Source organism: Tardiphaga sp. P4_G1 (genome assembly GCF_056401215.1).
Window position 1 is genome coordinate 77,250 of record NZ_JBFUJU010000008.1, and the last position, 23,490, is coordinate 100,739.

The 23,490-nt window shown below is 62.8% G+C and carries 22 protein-coding genes; 14 read left to right on the plus strand and 8 right to left on the minus strand.

Annotated features, from left to right (window positions below; genetic code table 11):
- Positions 1–30 precede the first annotated feature (30 nt).
- Positions 31–264 carry a hypothetical protein gene (locus AC1DUY_RS19740; RefSeq protein WP_478116420.1) on the plus strand — a complete coding sequence of 78 codons (234 nt, stop codon included), beginning with the start codon at positions 31–33 and terminating at the stop codon, positions 262–264.
- Here AC1DUY_RS19740 and AC1DUY_RS19745 read toward each other — a convergent pair.
- Positions 261–728: an arsenate reductase/protein-tyrosine-phosphatase family protein gene (locus AC1DUY_RS19745; RefSeq protein WP_478116422.1), complete on the minus strand. Its 468-nt coding sequence runs from the start codon at positions 726–728 to the stop codon at positions 261–263. The genes AC1DUY_RS19740 and AC1DUY_RS19745 overlap by 4 nt on opposite strands.
- Before the next feature lie 149 nt (positions 729–877).
- Here AC1DUY_RS19745 and AC1DUY_RS19750 point away from each other — a divergent pair, with 149 nt between their 5' ends.
- The 4 genes from AC1DUY_RS19750 (at position 878) to AC1DUY_RS19765 (ending at position 3,175) form a co-directional block, all read left to right on the plus strand.
- Positions 878–1,315: a lipid-binding SYLF domain-containing protein gene (locus AC1DUY_RS19750; protein ID WP_441231751.1), complete on the plus strand. Its 438-nt coding sequence runs from the start codon at positions 878–880 to the stop codon at positions 1,313–1,315.
- 301 nt (positions 1,316–1,616) lie between these two features.
- Positions 1,617–2,321 (plus strand): sensor histidine kinase, encoded by a 705-nt coding sequence (locus AC1DUY_RS19755; protein WP_441231750.1) that lies wholly within the window; start codon positions 1,617–1,619, stop codon positions 2,319–2,321.
- A gap of 324 nt (positions 2,322–2,645) precedes the next feature.
- Positions 2,646–2,864 (plus strand): hypothetical protein, encoded by a 219-nt coding sequence (locus tag AC1DUY_RS19760; protein ID WP_068731389.1) that lies wholly within the window; start codon positions 2,646–2,648, stop codon positions 2,862–2,864.
- 122 nt (positions 2,865–2,986) lie between these two features.
- On the plus strand, positions 2,987–3,175 hold the full coding sequence (locus tag AC1DUY_RS19765; protein ID WP_068731284.1) for a hypothetical protein: 189 nt from the start codon (positions 2,987–2,989) through the stop codon (positions 3,173–3,175).
- Between the two features lie 44 nt (positions 3,176–3,219).
- Here AC1DUY_RS19765 and AC1DUY_RS19770 read toward each other — a convergent pair whose 3' ends face one another.
- Positions 3,220–4,194, minus strand: coding sequence for a VOC family protein (locus AC1DUY_RS19770; protein ID WP_478116425.1), 975 nt, complete (start codon positions 4,192–4,194; stop codon positions 3,220–3,222).
- Between the two features lie 208 nt (positions 4,195–4,402).
- Between AC1DUY_RS19770 and AC1DUY_RS19775 the strand changes: the two genes are divergently transcribed.
- Both AC1DUY_RS19775 and AC1DUY_RS19780 read left to right on the plus strand, forming a co-directional pair.
- Complete coding sequence (locus AC1DUY_RS19775) at positions 4,403–6,265, plus strand: tannase/feruloyl esterase family alpha/beta hydrolase (RefSeq protein WP_478116427.1); 1,863 nt, start codon at positions 4,403–4,405, stop codon at positions 6,263–6,265.
- A 324-nt stretch (positions 6,266–6,589) separates the two neighbouring features.
- Entirely contained in the window at positions 6,590–8,785 is a 2,196-nt protein-coding gene (locus AC1DUY_RS19780) for a TonB-dependent siderophore receptor (protein ID WP_478116429.1), read from the plus strand.
- A 282-nt stretch (positions 8,786–9,067) separates the two neighbouring features.
- Here the strand turns inward: AC1DUY_RS19780 and AC1DUY_RS19785 are convergent, their stop codons facing one another.
- Entirely contained in the window at positions 9,068–10,687 is a 1,620-nt protein-coding gene (locus AC1DUY_RS19785; RefSeq protein ID WP_231077880.1) for a hypothetical protein, read from the minus strand.
- 53 nt (positions 10,688–10,740) lie between these two features.
- Positions 10,741–12,033, minus strand: a complete 1,293-nt coding sequence (locus AC1DUY_RS19790) for an adenylosuccinate synthase (RefSeq protein ID WP_089261652.1) — start codon at positions 12,031–12,033, stop codon at positions 10,741–10,743.
- 473 nt (positions 12,034–12,506) lie between these two features.
- Here AC1DUY_RS19790 and AC1DUY_RS19795 point away from each other — a divergent pair, with 473 nt between their 5' ends.
- The 4 genes from AC1DUY_RS19795 to AC1DUY_RS19810 all read left to right on the plus strand — a co-directional run bounded on the left by AC1DUY_RS19795 (position 12,507) and on the right by AC1DUY_RS19810 (position 16,893).
- Positions 12,507–13,028, plus strand: coding sequence for a FecR domain-containing protein (locus AC1DUY_RS19795; protein WP_478116432.1), 522 nt, complete (start codon positions 12,507–12,509; stop codon positions 13,026–13,028).
- 17 nt (positions 13,029–13,045) lie between these two features.
- A complete protein-coding gene (locus tag AC1DUY_RS19800) occupies positions 13,046–14,935 on the plus strand; it encodes a CHASE2 domain-containing protein (RefSeq protein ID WP_478116434.1) in 1,890 nt (629 codons plus the stop codon).
- A gap of 201 nt (positions 14,936–15,136) precedes the next feature.
- A complete protein-coding gene (locus AC1DUY_RS19805; RefSeq protein WP_478116436.1) occupies positions 15,137–16,489 on the plus strand; it encodes an HWE histidine kinase domain-containing protein in 1,353 nt (450 codons plus the stop codon).
- An 11-nt stretch (positions 16,490–16,500) separates the two neighbouring features.
- On the plus strand, positions 16,501–16,893 hold the full coding sequence (locus tag AC1DUY_RS19810) for a response regulator (RefSeq protein ID WP_231077883.1): 393 nt from the start codon (positions 16,501–16,503) through the stop codon (positions 16,891–16,893).
- A gap of 8 nt (positions 16,894–16,901) precedes the next feature.
- On the opposite strand, the gene AC1DUY_RS19815 is transcribed toward AC1DUY_RS19810, so the two are convergent.
- A complete protein-coding gene (locus AC1DUY_RS19815) occupies positions 16,902–17,093 on the minus strand; it encodes a hypothetical protein (protein WP_175367555.1) in 192 nt (63 codons plus the stop codon).
- A gap of 174 nt (positions 17,094–17,267) precedes the next feature.
- Complete coding sequence (locus AC1DUY_RS19820; RefSeq protein ID WP_068731259.1) at positions 17,268–17,477, minus strand: cold-shock protein; 210 nt, start codon at positions 17,475–17,477, stop codon at positions 17,268–17,270.
- 268 nt (positions 17,478–17,745) lie between these two features.
- On the opposite strand from AC1DUY_RS19820, the gene AC1DUY_RS19825 reads away from it, so the two are divergent.
- Positions 17,746–18,447 (plus strand): class I SAM-dependent methyltransferase, encoded by a 702-nt coding sequence (locus AC1DUY_RS19825; protein WP_478116439.1) that lies wholly within the window; start codon positions 17,746–17,748, stop codon positions 18,445–18,447.
- Positions 18,448–18,453: 6 nt separating this feature from the next.
- On the opposite strand, the gene AC1DUY_RS19830 is transcribed toward AC1DUY_RS19825, so the two are convergent.
- The gene (locus AC1DUY_RS19830; RefSeq protein ID WP_478116441.1) at positions 18,454–19,365 is read right to left on the minus strand and encodes a PhzF family phenazine biosynthesis protein; all 912 of its coding nucleotides are present in this window, start codon (positions 19,363–19,365) and stop codon (positions 18,454–18,456) included.
- 288 nt (positions 19,366–19,653) lie between these two features.
- Between AC1DUY_RS19830 and AC1DUY_RS19835 the strand changes: the two genes are divergently transcribed.
- Positions 19,654–20,415: an alpha/beta fold hydrolase gene (locus AC1DUY_RS19835; RefSeq protein ID WP_439062716.1), complete on the plus strand. Its 762-nt coding sequence runs from the start codon at positions 19,654–19,656 to the stop codon at positions 20,413–20,415.
- 107 nt (positions 20,416–20,522) lie between these two features.
- On the plus strand, positions 20,523–21,770 hold the full coding sequence (locus AC1DUY_RS19840; RefSeq protein ID WP_478116443.1) for a cupin domain-containing protein: 1,248 nt from the start codon (positions 20,523–20,525) through the stop codon (positions 21,768–21,770).
- Positions 21,771–21,820: 50 nt separating this feature from the next.
- Here AC1DUY_RS19840 and AC1DUY_RS19845 read toward each other — a convergent pair whose 3' ends face one another.
- The gene (locus AC1DUY_RS19845; RefSeq protein ID WP_478116445.1) at positions 21,821–23,380 is read right to left on the minus strand and encodes a serine hydrolase domain-containing protein; all 1,560 of its coding nucleotides are present in this window, start codon (positions 23,378–23,380) and stop codon (positions 21,821–21,823) included.
- Positions 23,381–23,490 lie beyond the last annotated feature (110 nt).

The window sequence follows — 23,490 nt, forward strand, 5'->3', positions numbered from 1 at the left end:
GCCGACATATGGGACGAGGTGCCGTAGTCGATGTCCGAGCCAAGTCCCCTTCTGGAATTCATCATGCAGGCGCTGGCATCGAAGCCGGAAGAGCGTGGCGGCCTGTTCTACGCCGTGCTGACACTCACCGTCGGCATCGCCATTGCCGCGGTATGGCCGTTTGGCGGCACGCCGGGTGATGTTCTGACCGGCTATGGGATCGTGGTGGTGGCGGTCGGCAGCGGCGTGTTGCTGGTGAAGTGGTTCTTTCACAGTATCAATTAAGTAGTACCGGCACAGCTGCCCTCTCGCACATTCGCAAGCCGTTGCACCAAGGCCTCTACGAGCGCCTTCAGCTCGCCCAGCGCGACGTCGGGAGGCGCCACGTCGATGTCATGTACGTGCCAATAGGTCACGCGATCTTCCCAACCCGGAAAGCGCGTCACCAGCAAGGTGCGGTGCTCGGCCTCCTTCACGGCCACGATCATATCGGACGCTGCAAGCGCATCATGCGTACAGACCGCCGGCATCCGCGACGCGCCAAGGGGCGCAATGCCATCGATGGTCAGAGCGTCGATGGTCTGCCGCGCCATCGGGCCGACATTGTCCTTGCCCCGCTCGATGGCCAGGGCGTGAGACGCCGCCTCCCAGTCCAGACCGGCACGGCGCGCCAGGTGATTGAAGAGTTCTTCCGCATAGCGGCTGCGATAGTAGTTGCCGGTGCAGAGGAAGAGGACGGTCCTGGCCATGGCCGAGGTGTTTGGTGGGGCCTGCATTTGTCAATTGCAGCGCCCTCGCGGCCCGCGCAGCGCCGAAGGCCCATGGACCCCGCGGCCATTTTGCTGAATTGTGCCGGCCTCGCCTTGCGCCAACGAATCATTCCTCGGAGGACATCCCCATGTCGCGCTCGCTTTTCCGCACCACCCTCGTCACCGCCCTCGCCTTGATCGGCGCAAGCCTGTCCTCCGCGGCTTTCGCCGATAGCGGCACGATCCGCATCAATGTGCTGAAGGGCGGCTGGTTCATCGGCGCGTCGGGCGGTTCGGGCACGCTGACCTTTCGCGGGCGGACCTATCCGCTGTCGATCGGCGGCTTGAGCGCGGGCCTCGTCTTCGGTGCGTCGCAGACCTATCTGTCCGGCCGCGTCAGCCGCATCAACAGCCCGGGCGATGTGGCCGGCGTCTATGGCGCAGGCGGCGCGGGGGCTGCCGTCGGCCGCGGCGTCAGCGCCATCGTGCTCACCAACGAGAAAGGCGCGCTGCTGGAACTCAGCGGCCGCCAGACCGGATTGATGGTTAATGCCGATCTCTCGGGCCTCGCCATCTCGCTGAGGTAAGCGGCGAGCCCATAAGCGGAGCGCTACGGCGCGTTTCAAACATGGCGGGCCGTTCTTTTGCGGGATACCGGACCGTGGCCGGCGACCGCGTGCGCTGGCTGCGCGCCGACGGCAACTGCCGCGCAACGCGGATGCTTGATTCGATGGTGGATATCTCGCGGCGGAAGCCCGATCAGCGGGCGACCGTCCGCCAGTCCGTAATCAGCCCGGTCGCCTGTGGCCCGTTCCGAACGCACATGGGCAGGTCAGCTGGCAATACCTTCGCAATATACGGCGCTCCGCCAACCTGTTACTACGGGGAATGACCATTCCCGCGCCGCGGTCGATCGAGAACGAACCCGACTATCTCAAGGAACTGCTGGCCAAAGCCGGCGTCGACGCGCAGGCGCTCGCCCTCGCGGCGAAGCTGCAGGAAGTGGTGATCGGGGAACTGCATCACCGCGTCAAAAATACGCTCGCCATCGTGTCGGCCATTACATCGCAGAGCCTGCGCACAGCCGGCAGCCTCGAAGAAGCTGCCAAGACCATCGGCGATCGCCTGCAGGCGCTGGCGGTGGCGCAGGATTTGCTGATCCGCGAGACCTGGACCGGTGCGAGCTGCCGTTCGCTGATCGAGAGCGCGGTGCGCGCATTCCAATCCAAGAGCCTCGATCAGTTCACGATCACCGGCGACACCCTCGCCATCTCGTCCGGACCTGCCATGTCGCTGTCAATGGTGATCCACGAGCTTTGCACCAATGCCACCAAATATGGCGCGCTGTCCACGCCGGCCGGCCGGGTCACGATCTCGTGGTCAACGACGCAGGATACGCCGAAGCGCTTCATCCTGCGCTGGATCGAAAGCGGCGGACCGCCGGTGATCGAACCGTCACGGAAGAGTTTCGGCAGCCGTCTGATCGAACAGGCGCTGCCCGGGCAACTGCAGGGCGAAGCACGCCTGCGCTTCGATCCCGATGGCCTCAGTTGCGAGGTCAACATTCCGCTCAGCGTCATGCAGGAACGCTAGGCGCGAGTGCCACGCCGCAAGCCTGCGCAAGAATGACCGAGCGTTAGTTAAACACCACATTCAGAAAGCCGCAGCGTCATCGATCGCGCGAATGTGCACGCGATGTCACGCCGGTTTCACAAATCCTGAAGATTTTTGCACTGCGTTTTATTCGAATGCGCAAGTCGTACTGCGCGTGGCGGGATGTCGCGCAACACCGCGTGAAGGTTCACGCCCGCACTTCAAAACAATGTCACCAGCCGTCATCCACGTTTCATCGCACGGGCCAAGATACGCCCCAATGCGCCAGCATGGTCCGCGCAGCTCGAGACGACGGAGTGTATCATGACAACCGACCCGACACCGAAGTTCGACGCAAACTATGTGGCCACGCTGCGCCAGGTGCTGGATATCGCTGTGCAGCAGATCGCCGTGCAGCATCGTACACCGGCGACGAAGGCAATGATGGCGGAGACCATCGTGCGCCATGCGGCCGGCGGCATCACCGATGCCCATGCGCTCGTGTCGCATGCCGTGACCGCAGGCGCCAACGGCGCGCCGTAACATTGCTGCGCAATCTTTCGCAACGCGAAAAGCGGGAACTGCCATGTATTTGATGGCATGCCGCCACGTCTTCGCCAAACCGGACGGCGAAGTTCCATCGAAGCCGATGGAAAAAGATACCGATGATTATGTCAGAAAATTATTTCAGAGACCGCGCGGACGATTGCAACCGCCTCGCCCGCGAGGAGAGCGATCTGGAAATGCGCGGCATGCTCTGCGATCTCGAACTGGATTATCGCGCCAAGGCGCTCCATGCTGCAGCCCATGGCTGGCGCGACGCGCCGCGATATTTCGAATTGGCTGAGGCGTAGGCCTGTCGCGCGCGACAGCAGACCGGCCGAAATCTTTCTCGACCTTACGCTTTCACGAGCCTCACCTGAGTGCCCCATGGATCGGCGATCGCAATGCCATCTGCGATCGACTCGCCTGACAGGCCCGCTGCCGTGAGGCGGCGCTTGCGGTCGGCCATCACGGCATCATCGGCAATACGGAGCGAGAACCAGGCCAGCCCGGTCTCCTGCGCATTGCGCGGACCGCTGCCGGCGCTCTGCCATGTGTTGATGCCTATGTGATGGTGATAGCGACCTGACGACAGAAAGGCGACACCCGGCCGCCCGAGCCGCGTCGGCTCCATCCCGATCAGCCCCTCATAAAAATTGCGCCCGCGCGCGACATCGCCGACGCGTAGATGCATGTGGCCGATACGCAGCGCCTTCGGCGCGGTGTGATACTGATCGCGGGTTGTGTCCGTCTGCGCCACGATGTTGTCGATGTCGAGCTGGTCGGTTCCCATAGTGACCATGTCGCCGGTCCATTTCCACGCCGATGGCGGCCGGTCCGAATAGACCTCGATGCCGTTGCCCTCGGGATCGGTGAGATAGGAGGCTTCGCTGACGTGATGATCGGCAAAGCCATCGAACGGTGTGCGCGCCAGCGCGGCATGGACCAGCCAACGCGCGAAATCGGCGCGGCTCGGCATCAGGAACGCGGTGTGAAACAGCCCGGCGGTGGTCTGCGCCTCCAGCGGTGCATCGGGCCGATGGATCAGATGCAGCAGCGCCACGCCATCGACGCCGAGCACGACTTCGGTTTTGTCCGCGCGGATGGTGTCGAGCTTCAGCAGGTCTGTGTAATAGGTCCGCATCTTGCCGAGGTCGCGGACGCGTAGCGCCGCGGCGCCGATACGCATCGGCGTCTGCTGCGCGAAGGGGAGCTGTGACGATGCGGCCGCGCCGGGATCGACTCCACCCTCGGCACGCACCGCGCCCATCAGCGCGGTCTGGCTGGCAGCAAAGGCGGCGAGCTTCATCACCTGTCGACGCGTGGTCATGCGGGGGTCCATGGCGGCAGAAGGGGTTCAAGAGCGGATCATTGTGGATAGCAGGCGATCGCACGGGGTCAAATCACATCGCTGTAGGCCCAATCCACGGGGCCTTTTTAACATAATGTTACGTTCCGACATCGTTTTGGTAGTTGATCGCAGAGGCGAAGTGAGGAGAACTCACCCCAACTCAAAAATAAAACAGACGGGAAACGCCATGTCGACAGCCCCCCACATCATCCATGATGACAGCCGCACGCGTGCCATCGTGACGGCGATGGCCTTGTTTGCTGCGCTATGCGGCGGCACCGCGCCCGCTTCCGCACAGCAGCTCGCCTGCGACGACGGTATCAAGACTGCATTTCATCCGGATGAGGCCACCACCGTGGTGGCCGTGCGGGCGATCAAAAAGGGCGAGGACCTGGTCGCACAGGATTCGCCCCGCCCGATCACCATGGCGGCGGACATGTGCCTTGTGAAGCTTCTGGTGGGGCCAGGCTTCACGGCGGAAAAGGACAAGACTGCACGCTCCTGGTCCGAGGGCATCGGCATCGAGGTCTGGCTGCCGACACCGTCGAACTGGAATACGCGCATCCGCAATTACGGCGGCGGCGGCTGGGTCGGCGGTGGCCATCGCACTGTCGACAAGATCGGCAGCAAAGTGCCCGCCCTCGTCAACGCCAATATGGGTTATGCCTCGGGCACCACCGATGCAGGACAACCCTGGTATCAGGACGGCTCCTTCACATTCCTCTCCGACGGCAAGGTCAATGCCGAGGCGTTCCGCGACTTCTCGGTCCGCGCCATGGTGGAGCAGGCCGTCAAGACCAGAGCGCTCGTCACGCTCTATTACGGCAAGGCGCCGGCTTACGCTTATTACGATGGCCACTCGCAAGGCGGCCGGCAGGGCATGAAGATCGCCCAGGACTATCCCGAGCTCTATGACGGCTACATGATCGCGCAGCCGGCGCTCAACATCCCGCAATTCGGCACGGCCGCGCTGTATCCGCAGATCGTGATGAAGACCGAACTCGGCTTCACAGCGCTCGACAAGCCGAAAGCCACCGCCTTCGCCGCCAAGATCGACGCCGCCAACAAACGTGCCCTCGCCGCCTGCGACAAAGCCGGGATCGGTTTCCTGCTCGATCCGTTCGCCTGCGATTATGATCCCGCACGCGATGCCGCGACCCTCTGCAGCGGCGAGGCTGGCCAGGGCGTTACCGGCAGCAATGCCGATCCGGCAACCTGCATGAGCATCAAGGAAGCGATGGCACTCGACAGGATCTGGTTCGGCGCAACGCCCGATGGCAGCTATGACGCCGCGCAAAGCTCCGACAGCCGCAGTGGCAAGGTGCTCGGCACGAAACAGGTGTGGTGGGCCTTCACCAGGACCACGGCGATCGGCAGCCAGATCACCGGTACAGCCGCCGGCAGCGTGGCCCTGGCCCTGCAGGACGTCCGCTACGCCGCCGATGCCAGCGCCACCAACCCGTCGGACATTCCGTTCAACAACGGCTCGACCACCGAACGCAACAAGTGGCAGGAGCTCAGCTATGCCGATCTGGCCGATACGGTGAACAAGAACCTTGCCTTGCAGCCCACCCTGTTCAGCAATCTCGGCACAGACAAAGCGGATCTCGGCAAGTTGCGCGATCTCGGCCGCAAGATCATCGTCTATAGCGGCCTTGTCGACGACGCGATCCCTCCAGCGGGCAACGTCAACTATCACGAGCGCGTCGCCGCACAGGTGGGCGGCCATACCGAGGTGCAGAGGTTCATGCGGATGTATCTGCTGCCCGGTTCGGCCCACAGCTCGCAGGGCCGCGCCTATACCGTGGGCGGCCAGAACGACTCCGTGCCGCTGCCGAAACTACCCGGCAATGCCAACCAGACGCCGACGCGTGAGCAGGATCAGTTCTTCACCGCGCTGACGGACTGGGTCGAGAAAGGTGTGGCTCCCGGCGAGATCGCACTGACGTCGCGCGACAGCAAGTTAAGCTATCCGGCTTGCGTCTATCCGTTGCGGACAGTGTGGAATGGTGGAGCAGTGACGCAGGCGGGGAGCTTCGGCTGCAAGTAGCTGTCATTCCGGCGGCGCGAGAGCGAAAGCTCTCGCCTCTCGTTCGTCATGGCCGGACTTGATCCGGCCATCCACAAATTTCCGCTCGGCACACTCCTGCGATTTTAACGGTTCTAGTGTGTAGAGGTTCTAACTTGGCGGGTAATGCCATGCGCGATTTGATGTCCTAGAGACCACGCAGGAATCGGGCTCGGTCAGCTCGAACGACATGCGGGGCGTTAATCGGTGGGGATCGTCGAAAGAAAAGTCACCAAGGCAATGTGTCTTGGTGCAGCGAGTTCTATTGTCTTGTTGATGGGCCTGTCAGCGCAGGCAAGCGCACAAATGCTGGCGCAAGCCACCGGCACGGAGACGCCTTCAGCGCGGGCCACGCAGCTGGATCCCGTCATCGTTCAAGGCAGCGCAGACCGGCGCGCCAAACCCAAGAACACTGCGCGCAGCAGCGCGTCGCGCACCGCCGCGCGGGCGGCGCGCACAGCCACGCGTCAGGGAACAGTCACTCCGAGCAATGTGCCGGGCGCCCGCGCAACGGAATCCGCATGGGGCCCCGTTCAAGGCTATGTGGCCACGCGAAGTGCCACGGGCACCAAAACAGATACGCCTCTGATCGAGACGCCGCAGTCGATTTCGGTGGTGACGCCGGAGCAGATGCGCGACCAGGGCGCGCGAACCGTCGGTGAGGCGCTGGCCTATACGGCGGGCGTGCAAACCCAACCCTATGGCTTCGATCCCCGCTACGATCAGTTCCTGATCCGCGGATTTGCGGCCAACCAATTCGGCGAATACCGCGACGGTCTGCGGCAGGGCAACGGTTCCTTCGCCCATTTCCGCAACGAACCCTATGGCGCCGAACGCATCGAGGTCATGCGCGGTCCGTCCTCGGTGCTATACGGCGCCAACGAAGCCGGCGGCATGGTGAACTTCGTCAGCAAGATGCCACTGGAGACGCGGCTCAACGAAGCCGGGCTCGATATCGGCAATTTCAATCGCTATCAGGGCCGTTTCGATTTCAGCGGGCCGACGCTCGACAACGACAAGCTGCTCTATCGCTTCACCGGCCTGGTGCGTGACAGCGGCACGCAGATTCCCGGCACCTCGGACGATCGCGTGTTTCTCGCACCGAGCTTCACCGCAAAGCTGGGCGAAGACACGACGCTCACGGTGCTGGCCGAATACGAGCGCAGCAAGACGTCGATGTGGCCGTATTATTTGCGCAACCCGGCGACGGGCGTGGTGACCAATATTCGTCTCGGCGATCCGTCATTCGATGCGCTCACGCAGTCGCAGGCCTCGGTCGGCTACAGGCTCGAACATCGCTTCAATGAGGCTGTGACGTTCCGGCAGAACGTCCGGCTCGGGCACCTGTCGTTCGAAGGCAACATGATCGATGCACTCAGTCTCTCTCCCGACGGCCGCACGCTGAACCGTTACGCGTCGACCTATAAGGAAAGCCTGAACACCTTCAATATCGACAATCAGGTCCAAGCCAGGTTGGCGACCGGCCCGATCAAGCATACGGTCCTGGCCGGAGTCGATTACTTCCGGCAGGGAACGACTTTTGGCTACTATGCGGGCGCCGGTCCGTCGCTCGACCTGACAAATCCTGTTTATAGCACTTCGGCGCCGACATTGCCCTTGTCGCTTCTAGGCGCCAACAGCCAGACGCTCGGCCAGCTCGGACTTTACGCACAGGACCAGATGGCACTGGGCGGCTGGCGGCTGACCATCGGCGGCCGGCAGGACTTTGCCGAACTCTCGAACCACGACGACCTGTCAGGCGTGACGACCACGAGCGACCCAAGCAAGTTCACGGGCCGCGCGGGATTGCTGTATCTGTTCGACAACGGGCTCGCGCCTTACGTCAACTACGCGACGTCATTTCTGCCGCAGAGTGGCACGACGGCGCCCGGGCGCGGCGCGACGCCCTTCGCGCCGACGACCGGTGAATCGTTCGAAGCCGGTATCAAGTATCAACCGCTCGGCTGGAATAGTTACTTCACGGCAACCTGGTTCAACCTGACCAAGGACAACGTGCTGACCACCGATCCGGTCTTCGGTTCGCCGTACTCGGTGCAGACCGGCCAGATACGCTCACGCGGAACCGAACTGGAGGCGGTGATGGCGCTGATGCCGGGGCTGAAGGGCATCGCCTCCTACAGCTACACCGACGCGACCGTGACTCGCAGCAATGGCTTCGATCTCGGCAAGGTACCGATCGGCGTGCCCACTCAGCAGGCGGCGATCTTCCTCGACTACACCTGGCAATCCGGCCCGCTCGCGGGCTTCGGTGTCGGCGCCGGCGCACGCTGGATCGGACAGACCTGGGCTGACGACATCAATACGCTCAGAAACCCTGCGATCACGGCGTTCGATGCGGGTGTGCATTACGATTATCGCGGCATGCGCCTGGCCGTGAATGCGCGCAATCTGTCGGACGAGCGTGTTCCGATCTGCAACGGTGGGACCTGCACCTTCACACAGGGGCGCACCGTTCTCGGCAGCGTGGCAGCACGATGGTGAGAGCGCGGCTGCGAAACCTCTGCTGAAGCAGTTCTGGCTGCAGGAATGACGTGAAACGACGGCGCGGTGGCGCAGGCGGGTAGCTTTGAGGGCAAGTAACCGTAGCCTCAACATCGATTTGTTGGTCCAGGCAATGCACTCTCATTCGTCATGGCCGGGCTTGTCCCGGCCATCCACGCCTTCCTTTGGCACGGCTCAAGACGTGGATGCCCGGCTCAAGGCCGGGCATGACGTGGAGAGATCGGTGCAGATCACGAGCGGCTGACCAGCGCGCTTGATCTGTTACTCGCCCCAGGCCGCGAAGGCATCGTTGAAGGCACGCTCGCCGGGCGAGCCCTTCTCGATGGCGATGATGGCGCGGCGCTGGTTGGCATAGACCAGCGGGATATCGAACCATGACCGCTCCTTCAGGAGCTGCAGGTTGCGCGCGCGATCGCTTTCGACATTGCTGAGACCGACCAGGAAGAAGCCGTCGGTGACCTTGACCGCGAGGCCGGCCAGCGGCGTGCCCCGTGCCTGCTCGTTCGACTTCATCAGCACGCCCGGAACATTGGCGATGCCGCCGCCGGCGAAATCGGGCGGCAGCACGAAAGTGAGTTCGGCCGTGTGGCTGGCAGGCAGCGACGTGTCGGTGTTACGGCGGAACGACATGGTCATCTTGAACTTGCGTTCCGGAATCTCGATGTCCGCGCGCACGGCGATGTCACCAGGCTTGCCGCCGGTGCCCTTGATCTGCTCGGTGCGCCAGACCACCGTGCCGACATATTGCCGGCCCTTCGGCTCAGCCGGATCCTCGTCATACAGAACGACGCGCTGCGCGACCGGCGCGATCTGATCCGACGACGACGGCTGACCGACGCGATCGGCGATTTTCGGCCGCGGCGCCAGCGGCGCATCCTTGTTGTCGGTGACGACGGGCGCCGAACCGCCAGCGAAACCGCGCACCATTTTGTTGATCGTCGGCCATCCCAGAATCACGGCGCCGATCAGGATCATCACGATGCCGATGAGGAGCGCAGTCTTGAACGGGAAACCGCCGCTGACGCGCTTCGGCTTCGGAGGCTTGGGCGGCTTCGCCTTCTTGCCCTTGGAATCCTTGATGCGCGACGGCGGCACCTGCGACTCGTCGCCGTCCTGGTCGTCGTAAGCCGTTTCGTCGTAGCCGAAAGCTTCGCTCCGCGCTTCCATGCTGGGTTCGAGACGATCGAATTCCGGCGTCGGAGACGGCACGTTGGCGTAAGTCTTGCGCGCCGCGCGGTTGGCCTGCGCGGCGGCGCGACCGAGATCATCGACATCGGCGGTGACATCGCGGAAACCGCGCATCGCGGCATCGCCCTGGTCGCCGCGGTCGTTGCGGGCCGGCGGGGGTGCCGCCGGATTGTTTTCGAAGCGGCGCGGCGTGCCTGATCGTTCGCGGGTTGGTGGACCGTTCGGATCCTGCGCGCCGGCATTGGGCGACTGCTGCTTCGGAATCGGTGGCGGATCGACGCGCAAGGTGCGCGGCGGGCGCGGCTCTTCCGGCCCGCGGGGAGACGCCGGCGTCGGCGTAATCGGCTGGCGGCCGCGCGGCGACGGCTCGGCCGGCGTGGCACCGGCACGCGGCCCGGCATTGCGGAAAGCATCGCCGGCGCGCGGCTTGCCGTCGCCCGTCGTTCCAGCCGCCGCAGGCCGCGACGCATCGCGGGCGCGCTGGGCCGCTTCGGATTCGACCTTGCGGACGGCCTCTTCGAGCGACAGCCGCTCCCTAGTGATCTCTGACTCGCTGAGCGGCGGCTCGACACTGCGCAACTGGGCAATCAGAGCCGTGCGGGCGCGCTCATAGAGCGCGCGCCGCTGCTCACCGGGAGCACTGGGGTCCAGTCCGGCGATGGCACGGGCGATCAACGGGTAGTAATCAGCCATCTCGACTCAATGTTGCGGGTGCATCAATTTGGAGGCTATCCGGTAACAGTCCGTTAAGCCTCGAACGGGTTTTGCACCAGAATAGTATCTTCGCGTTCCGGGCTCGTGGAAAGCAAAGCAATCGGACAGCCCACCAGTTCCTCGATCCGGCGCACGTATTTAATCGCCTGTGCCGGCAGATCGGCCCAGGAGCGGGCGTTCGCGGTCGGCTCTTTCCAACCCTCGATGGTCTCGTAGATCGGCTCGATCCGGGCCTGGGCGCCTTCACCGGCCGGCAGATAGTCGATTTCCTTGCCGTCGAGCTTGTAGCCGACGCAAACCTCGATGGTGTCGAAGCCGTCGAGGATGTCGAGCTTGGTCAGCGCGAGGCCGTTGATGCCGCAGGTGCGGACAGTCTGTCGCACCAGCACGGCATCGAACCAGCCGCAGCGACGCTTGCGCCCGGTATTGACGCCGAATTCCTTGCCGCGACGGCCGATCTCTTCGCCGATCTCGTTGAGCAGTTCGGTCGGGAACGGACCCTGGCCGACGCGCGTGGTGTAGGCCTTGCAGATGCCGAGCACATAGCCGACCGCGCCCGGGCCCATGCCGGTGCCGGTCGCTGCCTGCGCAGCAACCGTGTTGGACGAGGTGACATAGGGATAGGTGCCGTGATCGACATCGAGCAACGCGCCCTGCGCGCCCTCGAACAGGATGCGCTTGCCTTCGCGGCGCTTGCTGTCCAGCAGCCGCCAGACGGCCTCAGCATAGGGCAGCAGCACCGGCGCGAATGCGGAGAGCTCTTTCACGATGTCAGCCGTGTTGAATTCTGCGAGGCCGAGACCGCGGCGCAGCGCATTGTGATGCGTCAGCAGGCGATCGACCTTGTGCGGCAGCGTGGCGAGATCGGCGAGATCCATCAGACGGATCGCACGGCGGCCGACCTTGTCTTCATAGGCCGGGCCGATGCCGCGCTGGGTGGTGCCGATGGCCGTAGCCTTGTTGGCATTCTCGCGCAGTGCATCGAGTTCGCGGTGCAACGGCAGGATCAGCGTGACGTTTTCGGCAACGCGCAGATTGTGCGGGCCGACATCGACGCCCTGGCCGCGGAGCTTGGCAACTTCATCGACAAAGGCCTGCGGGTCGAACACCACGCCATTGCCGATCACCGAGAGCTTGGACTGGCGCACAACGCCGGACGGCAGCAGCGCCAGCTTGTAGGTCTGGCCATTGATGACCAGCGTATGACCGGCATTGTGGCCGCCCTGATAGCGGGCGACGACATCCGCCTGATCCGACAACCAGTCAACGATCTTGCCCTTACCCTCGTCGCCCCACTGGGCGCCGACGACGACAACATTGGCCATTTGGCGCTAGTCCTCTGAAAATACACGCGTCGAAGCGTGATCAGCGCGGAAAACGGTCTGCCGTTTGCCGGATCACGCCCAGGCATCCGCCTAAACGCGGCCAATGATCTTGGTCACCCAAGTCTTCCAGGACGCTGTCTGCGATGCAAAACGGGAATAAAGGAAGCGCGGGGGGAAAACAAGCACGAACGCCCCGAAAATGGCCTCGTTAGCCTCATGCAAACCTTTGATATCCCCTGAAAATCCGGAGCGTTGTGGCGAGATTGCGGCAGCGCTCGCGGCCCGATTACTGAGAATGCCTCTCAATCTCACATGGTCGTGAGATCGGCCATCCCGGTTGGATCTGCCCTCGTTGTGCCGCTGCGTCGCCCTATATGGGTACCTCCAAGCGTTAATCGCGCCGCTCGCCCGCTGACGTTGAACGGAATCGCCCGCCGCCCGCCTTACCGATGTGGCGTTCAGGAGTAACCAACATGACCCATTCAATCAGGCTGGCGGCGGCCATCGTCGCTGCGGCGTGCCTGTATGGCAGCGCTGCATCGGCGCAGCAGGCCGGCCCGGGCTGTACATCGAGCCAGCCGGTCGGCGGCCCACAAACCCTGCACTGCGGCGGCGTGACGATCATTGCTGAAAACGGCGCGCGTTTCACGCTGCTCGACCGCGACCGCAACGGCCGTGTCGACGGCGTCGACCTGCAAAGCAAGGCCATTTTCATCGAGGCCCCCAAACAGAAGGCCGGCAAAACCTTCGAGGTGATGACACCGCAAGCAATCGCCGCCGTGCGTGGCACCAAATGGGCGGTGGACGCCGAGGGCAGCAAGACCTCCGTCTTCGTCGAGACCGGTCGTGTCGGCGTCAGGCGCGTGACCGGCCCCGGCAGCGTAACCCTCGGCCCCGGTGAAGGCGTCGATGTCGACACCTCGGCGACGCCACTCGACATCAAGCGCTGGCCGGCGCCGCGCGTCACCGCGCTGATGGCAAGGCTTGGACGTTAGCGGCCCGGATACAAACGATGATGAAGGCCAACAGATTGCAGACACCGCTCGCCATGATCCTGGCGGGCGTGTGGGCGGCAGCGCTGGCCTTTGGACATAACCGCGGCGATGTCGGCTTTCTCGACAGGTTAGAGGCGACGCTGACCGACCTGCGCATCCAGATCCGCGGCGTGAAGAAGCCACCCGATCTCGTCACCATCATCGCCATCGACGACCGGGTCGCGCGCGAACAAGGCAGCTATCCGCTGCCCCGCGCCACGCTGACGACGATCATCGAGGAGATCGCACGCTACAAACCGAAAGTGCTCGCTCTCGATCTGCTGCTGGTCGATGCCAGCGCAGCAGAGAGCGATGCCGCACTGGCGCAGGCGCTCGGCAAGACCAACACCGTCATCGCCGCGGCGGCGCTGTTCAGCGAGTCCAAGCAGACCGTGGCCACCAAGGAGGCCGGGCCGCTTGCGGATCTGCCGGTGGCGTCGGGATTTCTGCTGCCGCTGAAAGTCTTCGCCGATCAGGCCACGGTCGGCGTGGTCAATCTCAACACCGATAGCAGCGGCGTGCCGCGCTCGATGCCGATGCTGATGCGCTCGGCCGACCGCGTGATGGTGTCGATGCCGCTACGCGTCGCATCCGCCGCCTCGCGCGACGATGCCCAGATTGGCGAGTATAATTTCTCCCTCGCCGGCAACCATGTCCCGACCGATGTCGGCCATTTGCTGCCGATGTCGTTCTATGGGCCGCGCGGCACGATCCGGACGATCAGCGCGTCGGAGGTTCTGGCGGGCAAACTGCGCCGCGCCGATGTCGAGGATCGCGTCGTCGCCATCGGCGTCACCGTCAGCGGCGGCGGTGACTTCTTCTCCACGCCGTTCGACCCGGTGATGCCTGGCGTCGAAGTCGTGTCGACCGCAATCACGCATCTGCTCGCCAAGGACACCTTGCTACGCAACTCCTCCATACGGCTGTTCGATGCCGGCTTTGCGATCGTCCTCGCGATGCTGTGCATCGCCCTGCTCGCATGGCGGCGCAATGCCGTCGGCCTCATTGCGATTGTCGCCGTCGTCGCATTGTGGGCCGTGATCAACACCGTCGCCTATGCCCATGGCATCTGGATGAGCGCTGCATTGCCGCTGGCCGCGGCTGTGCCGCCGGCCATGGCGTTCGGCGCGCTGCAGATCTGGAGCAGCCGGCGCAGCGTGCAGCATTTCGCCGCCCGCAGCGATCTGCTGCGCCAGTTCCAGGCGCCGGGCCTGCGCGACTGGCTGATCAAGGATCCGGACTATCTGTTGCAGCCGGTGCATCAGCATGCCGCCGTCATCTTCATCGATATCTCGCGCTTCACCGCACTCAGTGAGACACGCGACGCAGATGCGGTGCGCGAATTGCTGAAGTCCTTCCACGCCATGATCGATCAGGTGACCCTCGCCCATGGAGGTGTGGTGACAACCTTCATGGGCGACGGCGCGATGATCCTGTTCGGATTGCCTGTGGTCGCCGATGACGATGCCGCCCGTGCCGTGCGCTGCTGTATCGAACTGACGACGCGCACCGGCACATGGATCGCCGGTCTTCCGCCTGAGATCGCCAGCCAGATCGGATTCAAGATCGGCGCACATTTCGGCGATATCGTCGCATCGCGTCTCGGCGGCGCCAGCTACCAGCACATCACCGCGACCGGCGATACCGTCAATGTCGCCAGCCGGCTCATGGAGGTCGCCGCGAGCCACGGCGCCAAGGTGGCCCTGAGCGACGACCTGCTGCGCGCCGCCGGAGCGGACTGTGCGGTGCGCGCGACGGGGGCGCTGAGCGGCCCGACCGAAGTCCAGATCCGCGGCCGCAGCGGCGCGGTCAGCGCGTGGCTCTGGCACGACGGCAGCGCGGCGGAGGCTATATGGACCTCAGCGTAAATCGACGCACGCGGCATCGCCGCGATTGAGCCGGAACCCGGTCTGGTCTGGCACGTTTGCTCGAAGACCTGTTAGCGTACATCCGCAACCGTATCTGTTTGCGGCCGTATTTCGTTGCAGCGTATTTTTGCGATCGGAGCCGCAGCTCCCGGGGTATTCGTGGATCAATCGTTAGGACCTATTCAGGACGCCAATTCATTCTTGCGAAGTTTGCTCGAAGCATCGGGCGACTGCATCAAGGTTCTCGATTTCGACGGCAACCTCATCTTCATGACCGAGGGCGGCCAGCGCATCATGGAGGTTACGGATTTCGGCGCGATCGAGGGCCGCTCATGGCCGGACTTCTGGCAGGATCAGGGCAATATCGACGCCAAGGCGGCTGTTAGAGCCGCTCAGCTTGGGCGTACCGGACACTTCCAGGGTTTCGCCACCACGATGGCCGGCACGCCGAAATGGTGGGATGTCACCGTCACTGCCATTCCCGGCCCCGATGGGAAACCGCATCAGCTGCTTTCGGTGTCGCGCGATATCACTGCATCGCGTGCCGTGGATGTGGCGCTGCAGGCAAGCGAAAGCCAGCTACGACTTGCACTCGACGCCGCCGACACTGGAACCTGGGATCTCGACCCGCGTACCGGCGTGCTGCAATGGGACCGGCGCTGCTACGAATTGTTCGGCCTCACCTTCGGCAAGCCGATCTCGTTCGACGTCTTCCTGCAAGGGCTTCATCCCGACGATCGCGACGTCACTGAGAAGGCCTGCCTGAACGCCATGAAGCTGGACGGACCGCAGGCCTATGACATCGAATACCGCACCATCGGCCTCGATGACGGCATCGAGCGCTGGTGCTCGGCCAAGGGCCGTGCGGAATTCGAAAACGACGAAGTCAGTCGCTTCATTGGAACCATTCGCGATATCGGCAAGCTGAAGCGCGCCGAAGCGCAACAGCAAATGTTGACGCGCGAACTCGAGCACCGCATGAAGAACACCATGGCGATGGTCGGCGCCATCGCCAGTCAGACGTTCCGGACTGCCGCGACCAAGGAAGATGCGCGCACGATCTTCGATGCGCGTCTGGCCGCGCTCAACCAGGCGCATGACATCCTCACGCAATCGAGCTGGACCAGCGCGTCGATGCCCACGGTGATCGCTGGCGCGCTCGCGCCGCATCGAACGGGCGAAAAGCGCATTCGCGTCTCGGGCCCCGAGGTGGAACTGACGGCCAAGCAGGCGCTGTCGCTGGCGCTCGCGCTGCATGAACTCGCAACCAATGCCACAAAGTATGGTGCATTGTCCGTTCCGGACGGAACGATCACTATCGACTGGGCTTGTCACACCGGCAGCGACGGGCCGGCGTTAGGTTTCGTGTGGCGCGAATCCGGCGGCCCCGTCGTGGCGCCGCCGACGCGACGTGGATTTGGCTCACGACTGATCGAAGGTACGCTGTCTGCCGACTTCGGCAGTTCCGTCAAAATCGAATTCTTGCCCGAAGGGCTCACATGTCGGTTCGAAACCAGATTGAGCGATCTGGCTTCGGTGCCCGACGAAAGGTGACACCAATTTTGATGGCATCACTCCAAGAACTTAATGCACGTGACATGCAGCGGCCCGCCGTCCTCATCGTCGAGGACGAGCCTCTGCTCCGCATTCACGCCGCCGACATCGTCGAGGAAGCCGGGTTCTTCGCCATTGAGGCCAACAATGCCGACGAGGCGGTGCGAATTCTGGAAACGCGCGATGACATCGTTCTGCTGTTCACCGACGTACAGATGCCTGGAAGCATGGACGGGTTGAAACTGGCCCACGCGGTACGCAACCGCTGGCCACCGATCAAGATCGTGATCGTTTCCGGCCATTTGCAGGTCGCCAAGAACGATCTGCCCGACGACAGCCGCTTCTTCGGCAAGCCGTTCGAGACGACGAAGATGATCGCGGAACTACGCGCGCTGATCGGCTAGAGCCGGCGCTACTGGACGGGTTGCTCACCGGTGATGGCGCGATCGATAGCGTCGACCACGTTCTGAATCTCGACAAACTTCATGCGAGCCCGTTCCGCATTATCGCGATTGAAGGGCGCCGCCAGCACTTTTGCGTGCGCATCACGTTCCTCGATCATGCGCATACGCGCCGCCTTGAGCGTATCCAGACGTTCAATCATCTTGATCGATCCTCATATCGGACGCTGAAATCGGGCGTATGATCATGCGTATAGCATGAAGCCCGCCGGTGATGATCACCGACGGGCTTCAGTCATTCAAAATCTATCAGGCGACGCAAAACTTGTTGGTCGAGAAATCCCAGTACATCCGTGGAAATTTCAGGACCTTCAAGCTTAGATCGCGCGGAGATCTTCCGCGCTGGTCTTGCCGCGCATCTTGTCAGCCTTGGCTTCGAAAGAAACCTTCTGGCCTTCATTGAGCGAACCCAATCCAGCGCGCTCGACTGCACTGATGTGAACGAACACATCCTGGCCGCCGTCATCAGGCTGAATGAAACCGAAACCCTTGGTCGCGTTGAACCACTTAACTGTACCGACTGCCATAACTATTCTCCAAGATGTGCGAATGCGCGAGCCCTACGCGACATCGCGTGAGCCCGATCCGATTTCAACGATGTCTTGGGGAATGGAGCCGATTACGGCGCGGTCAACAAGCCAGAGCATATATTCGAATAACTGCGATATAGATGATTTCAGCCGAATTACAAGAACAATGATTCCAGAGCGTGTTTAACGAGCATTTACAACGGTGAACTTCAGATCGAAGCTGGCTGTGGAACTCTGATTTACCGTTGCTGCAGCGGGCACACGAATGGACAGATCGAGGCGACGCACACCGGTTCTGGCCGAACTTCGCTTCGCCGAGCGACGCTGCGAATTCGACGGGCTCGATCTCACCACGCGTTTCGAGCTGATCTATCGCACCAATCTGTGGGGCGCTGAAAAATCGCAATCCGGCCTCGGCTCCGAACTCGACGCAACAACGTCACTCCGCCGCGACCTCACGCAATTGCTGCGACGATCGCGGGTGCAATCCATCCTCGATCTGCCCTGCGGCGATTTCACCTGGATGGCGCAGATGGACCTCGGTGGTATCCGCTATCTCGGCGCCGATATCGTTGCGGATATCGTGGCAGCCAATGCCGCGCACCATGGCAATGCAGGCCATATCCATTTTGCCCGCCTCGATCTCGTCAGCGATACCCTGCCCGCTGTCGATCTGGTGTTGTGCCGCGACTGCCTTGTGCATCTGTCATTCGCCAACATCCACCGCGCCATCGCCAATCTGAAACGCTCCGGCACCCACTGGCTGCTGACCACGACATTTCCCGACGCATCAGCCAATCGCGATATCGAGGACGGTGACTGGCGCGTACTCAATCTGCAGCACGCACCGTTCCTGTTTCCTGCTCCCTTAGCCGTGATCAACGAAGACTGCACGGAAGCCGGCGGTGACTATGCCGACAAGTCGCTGGCCCTGTGGCGCGTGGGAGATCTGCCGGACGCGGCGTGATTCAGCTTACAGGTCGATACGGCCCTGCATCACCGGCACGCAACGGCCAGAAATGCGAACGCTCTCGACATGTCCATCACGCTTCCGCACCTCGACCTCAATGAGGCTGCGGCGCCCCATCTCAACGCCCTGCTCGATGGTGATGCCACAGACTGCATCGCGGCGCGGGTCGAGCGTGACGAGATAGGCCGCGAGCGCCGCCGAGGCGCTGCCGGTGGCCGGATCTTCGGGCACGTTGCTGAGCGGCGCGAACATGCGGGCGCGCAAATGATCGATGCCGTCGCCGGTGCGGACATAGATGAAGGCCGAGAAGCGATCGTCGCGGTGCCAGCATGTCTTTCCCGCTACCTCAAAGGCAGATGTATTCGGACGCGCGGAGGCCAGTGCATCGAGACCCGACAGTTCAGCGACAGCGAAAGGCAGGCCGACGGAAACGATGCGCGGCGGATGCGCGTGTGACACGACCGCATCCGGCGGCAGCGAGATGCAGGCCGCCAGCGTCACCACATCGACGACATCACCGATCTGAACGGATTGCGGCGCGACAAAGCCGGCGCCGATGACCTCCCCGCCATCGCGCAGCAGATCGAGATGGACGAGGCCTGCCTTCTCTTCAAACACCATGTGATCGCCGACAGGCCTGCCGAAGGCCCTGCCCTGGCGGCCAAGCACGAAGGCGGTGCCGACATTGGGATGACCGGCGAACGGAATCTCATTGGTCGGCGTGAAGATGCGAACGCGTGCGGTATGCGCGGGATCACCCGGGGGAAACACGTAGGTCGTTTCCGAATAGTTGAACTCGGTGGCTATCTTCTGCAGCAGCGCATCGTCGATGCCGCGCGCATCGGGAATAACCGCCAGCGGATTGCCGCCGAAGCGGGTATCCGTGAACACATCCACGGTGACGTAGTCGATCATACTGCAGCCCTCACCATTCCGTTACCGCTGGGTTCGCCGACGTAACAGTCGGCGCCGGCCCTGCGTATTCGTAGCCATAAACCTAGGTATGCCGGCTGCACACCACCGTCCGATTCACCGCGGCCTTGCCATCCCATAGACCAGATAATGTCATGCCGATCCGCTCCCGTTCGAGCTGACCGGCGCGAACTCGTCAAGTGCAACATCCATGCTTCCCTTGTCCCTCCGGCCGAAACAATCGCCGGGCAACCGAATGGTGATATCATGCTGATGAACTCCCTCTCCAAGATGACGCTGCGTGCGATGCTGATGGCGACCATGTGTCTGCTGACGGCGCCGATGGCGCAGGCTGCAACCGCAGCGCCCGTGAAAGCCAAGAACGTGGTTCTGGTGCACGGCGCCTGGGCCGACGGATCGAGCTGGGCCGGAGTCATTCCGCTGTTGCAGAAGGCAGGCCTCCATGTGACGGCCGTGCAAAATCCGCTGAGCTCGCTGGACGACTCCAATGCCGCGACCCGCCGCGCGCTCGCCTTGCAGGATGGGCCGACCGTCCTCGTCGCGCATTCCTGGGGCGGCACCGTGATCAGCGACGTCGGCACCGACCCGAAGGTCTCGGCGCTGGTCTATGTCGCGGCCCGCGCGCCGGACGCCAATGAGGACTTCGTCGCGCTGTCCGGAAAGTTTCCGACGGGTGAAGTGCGTGCCGGCATCCAGACCCATGATGGCTACACCCAGCTCTCCGAAGACTCGTTCCTGAAATATTTCGCCAATGGCGTTCCGCGCAAGCAGGCCGAAGTGCTCTATGCCGTGCAGGGCTCGACCGCCGCATCGATCTTCGCAGGCCGCACCACCGCAGCCGCGTGGCATGACAAGCCATCATTCTATGCGGTGTCGAAAGAGGACAAGACGATCAATCCAGATCTCGAGCGTTTCCTCGCCAAGCGCATGAATGCGACGACGATCGAACTCAATGCCGGCCACCTCTCGCTGGTGTCGCACCCGAAGGAAGTCGCCGACCTGATCCTCGCGGCCGCAGGCGTCAAGAAGTAGAGCTGTTTCTTTTTCCCTGACAGCGCGCGTCGGGATACCCGGCGCGCAACGCTTTCATCGATCCGACAATCATGACGCAGATCTGCGTCGCAACAGGAGGACGTCCCATGTTCTCACGGAGAGATCTCATGGCCGCAACAGCATCGGGCATCGTGATGACCGCCGCAGCATCGGCACAGGCCGCGACATTCGGCAATCCGGATCTGCCGCCGCAGGGCGCGATCAACGCCAAGGGGCCGAACAATCTGAGCGATCCCGGCCCGCAGAATCCCGTCATCGCCGGCCAGTTTCCATCCTCGCAATTGCCGCCGGCGACCGATATCGGCGGCATGGCGCTGCCCTGGGCCACGTTCAACAATGCGCCGCGGCGCATCCAGAATGGCGGCTGGGCACGGCAGGTGACGCAAGCAGACTTTGCTATCTCGACCACGATCTCCGGCGTCAATATGCGGCTCACCGCCGGTGGCATCCGCGAGATGCATTGGCACCAGGCCGGCGAATGGGCGATCATGACTTACGGGTCGTGCCGGGTGACCGTGCTCGACAATCAGGGCCGGCCTTATGTCGCCGACGTCAGCGCGGGCGATCTCTGGTACTTCCCCTCCGGCGCGCCGCATTCGTTGCAGGGCCTGGGCCCCGATGGCTGCGAATTCGTGATCTGCTTCGATGACGGCCAGGCCAACGAGTTCAATACGCTGCTGCTGTCGGACTGGATCGCGCATACGCCGCCGGAAATCCTGGCCAAGAATTTCGGCGTGCCGGTCGAAAGCTTCGCGAAAATCCCGCTGCAGAATCTCTGGATCTTCCAGGGCACGGTTCCCGGTTCGCTCGCGGCCGATCAGGCCTCGTCCTATCGCGATGCGGATGTTGCGCTCTATCCGTTCACCTATTCGCTGGGATCGTCCAAGCCGGTCAAATCGACACGCAACGGCGAGATCCGGATTGCCGATACCAGCAACTTCACCGCTTCGGCGACGATTGCGGTGGCGCTGGTGACGGTGAAGCCCGGCGGCATGCGCGAGATGCACTGGCACCCGAATGCCGACGAGTGGCAGTATTATCTTGCGGGCCGCGCGCGGATGACCCTCTTCAATTCCGGCCCGAACGCCACCACCATCGACTTCACGCCGGGCGATGTCGGCTACGTGAAACGCAACTTCGGCCACTATATCGAGAACACTGGCGACACCGACCTGCAATTCATCGAGGTGTTCCGCGCGGCGCATTACGAGGAAGTGTCGCTGTCCGACTGGCTAACGCACACGCCACCGGATCTCGTCGCGCAACACCTCAACGTGGCGCCGGAAGTCATCGCCAAATGGCCGCGCCGGGCGCCAGGCATCATGCCGGCCTGACGCCGCAACACCGCACGGGAAGCGTCCGAGCTTCCCGTGCCTTTCGGCGATCAACCGCCCGACTGTCCGTCGATTGCGACATCGACACCTTCATAGTTCTTGCCGCGAAGACTGACCTTGTCGCCATCGAATGACAGCGTCCATATCCGCGACAGTTCGCTCGCGCCGATATTGATGCGTTCGACTTCGAACGCGCGATCATCCAGCCACCGTCCCTTCACCGCAAGCGGCCCATAGGGCGTGTCCTTTCCCTTGCGATACAGCCCGTCGAGCCCGATGGGGCCGCTGATCATCTCGGGCGGCCGTGCCGAATTGCGGCTGTAGAGTTCGAAATCATAATGCGGGTTCGGGCCGACCAGTGTCAGCGTCAGCGATTTCACGCCCAGCGGATTGCGGGCGAACGCATAGGTCTTGCCAGAGATCGTCGATGCGATCTCCGGCGTCGGTCCGACCTCTGACGGCTTCTCTGTCGATATGGCGCGGAGGGCGCTCGCCAGTAATTCTGTGCCGGCCGTGTCCGGCTGTATTGCAGTCTCGGATTTGATAGATGCCGCGATGGACGGCAGGAGATTCGTCACGGCGCAGCCGTTTCTGCCTGTGGTCACCGCCACGAGATCCAGCGCTGGATAGACCACGATCAACTGACAATGATAGCCACTCGCCCAATAGACGTTGCTGTCGGGAAGAGCCCAGAAGAAATTCGAATAACGCCATGCCGGAGCAAATGAGAGGTGCATGCCCACCGTGGCGTGGTTCACCTTGTCGATCCAGTCCCGCGGCACCAGCGGTTTGCCCTCCCACTCGCCATTGCGCAGGTAGAGATAGCCGAACTTCGCCATATCGCGTGGGTGCAGCGCCAGACCGTATCCGCCGGTCGAGATGCCCTGCGGATCGCGACGCCATTTCCATGCCGTGATACCCAGCGGGCCGAACAGCCGCGCCTTGGCGTAATCCTCCGCGCTCATCCCCGTTACTTTGGTGAGGATCGCGGACAGCAGATGCGGATTGCCGCTATTGTAATTGAAGCCGTCTCCGGGCGTCGCGGCCATCTGTCGGTTGAGGATGAACTCGATCCAGTTCCGGCTTCGCTCCATGTCGATCACCGACAGCGGTGGTCCTTCGCCGAGCCCTTCTTCCCACGTCAGTCCGGAGGTCATGTCCAGCAGACCTTGAAGCGTGATGGCTTTCTTTCTATCATCGAGGTTGAGGATGCTGCGCTCGCCAAAGAATGGCAGCACCGGCTGATCGGTGCCGGTCAGCAGACCATCCTTCAAGGCGAATGACGTCAGCGTGCCGATCACGGCCTTGGTGACGGAGTTGACCACGTGAGGCATGTCCGCGCTGTACGGTGCGTAATAGGCATCCAGTACGATCTGGCCGTGGCGCACGATCAGAATGCTGTCCATGCTTTGACGAGCACCGGACTCAACCAGCCTGGCGAGCGCCGCGGACTCCATGCCCTGCTCTTCGGGCGTGGATGTCTGCCAGCCCTGGGTCGGCCACAAGACAGCCCGTCCCTCCTCTGCGATGACGCCCGCACTGCAAAACGCAACGGCGAATATGCCCAGGCCAAGCACAAACTTCAGAACGGGAATTCGTGAAGATCGCATGACGGCCTCACTGTGAGTTTTAACGCTGCGCGAGAACCATATCTCCAGCTACAGATTGTTCAACCGAATTGCAGCTTCATTCCGTCCGCGGACTTGCAGGTGCGCGATCG

Coding starts and splice junctions, on each gene's coding strand:
- AC1DUY_RS19795 (WP_478116432.1), top strand. CDS start 12,507: ATGACCCATTCAATCAGGCTGGCGGCGGCCATCGTCGCTGCGGCGTGC.
- AC1DUY_RS19760 (WP_068731389.1), top strand. CDS start 2,646: ATGACAACCGACCCGACACCGAAGTTCGACGCAAACTATGTGGCCACG.
- AC1DUY_RS19780 (WP_478116429.1), top strand. CDS start 6,590: ATGCTGGCGCAAGCCACCGGCACGGAGACGCCTTCAGCGCGGGCCACG.
- AC1DUY_RS19755 (WP_441231750.1), top strand. CDS start 1,617: ATGACCATTCCCGCGCCGCGGTCGATCGAGAACGAACCCGACTATCTC.
- AC1DUY_RS19840 (WP_478116443.1), top strand. CDS start 20,523: ATGTTCTCACGGAGAGATCTCATGGCCGCAACAGCATCGGGCATCGTG.
- AC1DUY_RS19830 (WP_478116441.1), bottom strand. CDS start 19,365: ATGATCGACTACGTCACCGTGGATGTGTTCACGGATACCCGCTTCGGC.
- AC1DUY_RS19800 (WP_478116434.1), top strand. CDS start 13,046: ATGATGAAGGCCAACAGATTGCAGACACCGCTCGCCATGATCCTGGCG.
- AC1DUY_RS19815 (WP_175367555.1), bottom strand. CDS start 17,093: ATGATTGAACGTCTGGATACGCTCAAGGCGGCGCGTATGCGCATGATC.
- AC1DUY_RS19750 (WP_441231751.1), top strand. CDS start 878: ATGTCGCGCTCGCTTTTCCGCACCACCCTCGTCACCGCCCTCGCCTTG.
- AC1DUY_RS19740 (WP_478116420.1), top strand. CDS start 31: ATGTCCGAGCCAAGTCCCCTTCTGGAATTCATCATGCAGGCGCTGGCA.
- AC1DUY_RS19820 (WP_068731259.1), bottom strand. CDS start 17,477: ATGGCAGTCGGTACAGTTAAGTGGTTCAACGCGACCAAGGGTTTCGGT.
- AC1DUY_RS19790 (WP_089261652.1), bottom strand. CDS start 12,033: ATGGCCAATGTTGTCGTCGTCGGCGCCCAGTGGGGCGACGAGGGTAAG.
- AC1DUY_RS19770 (WP_478116425.1), bottom strand. CDS start 4,194: ATGACCACGCGTCGACAGGTGATGAAGCTCGCCGCCTTTGCTGCCAGC.
- AC1DUY_RS19825 (WP_478116439.1), top strand. CDS start 17,746: ATGGACAGATCGAGGCGACGCACACCGGTTCTGGCCGAACTTCGCTTC.
- AC1DUY_RS19845 (WP_478116445.1), bottom strand. CDS start 23,380: ATGCGATCTTCACGAATTCCCGTTCTGAAGTTTGTGCTTGGCCTGGGC.
- AC1DUY_RS19775 (WP_478116427.1), top strand. CDS start 4,403: ATGTCGACAGCCCCCCACATCATCCATGATGACAGCCGCACGCGTGCC.
- AC1DUY_RS19835 (WP_439062716.1), top strand. CDS start 19,654: ATGACGCTGCGTGCGATGCTGATGGCGACCATGTGTCTGCTGACGGCG.
- AC1DUY_RS19765 (WP_068731284.1), top strand. CDS start 2,987: ATGATTATGTCAGAAAATTATTTCAGAGACCGCGCGGACGATTGCAAC.
- AC1DUY_RS19785 (WP_231077880.1), bottom strand. CDS start 10,687: ATGGCTGATTACTACCCGTTGATCGCCCGTGCCATCGCCGGACTGGAC.
- AC1DUY_RS19745 (WP_478116422.1), bottom strand. CDS start 728: ATGGCCAGGACCGTCCTCTTCCTCTGCACCGGCAACTACTATCGCAGC.
- AC1DUY_RS19810 (WP_231077883.1), top strand. CDS start 16,501: ATGGCATCACTCCAAGAACTTAATGCACGTGACATGCAGCGGCCCGCC.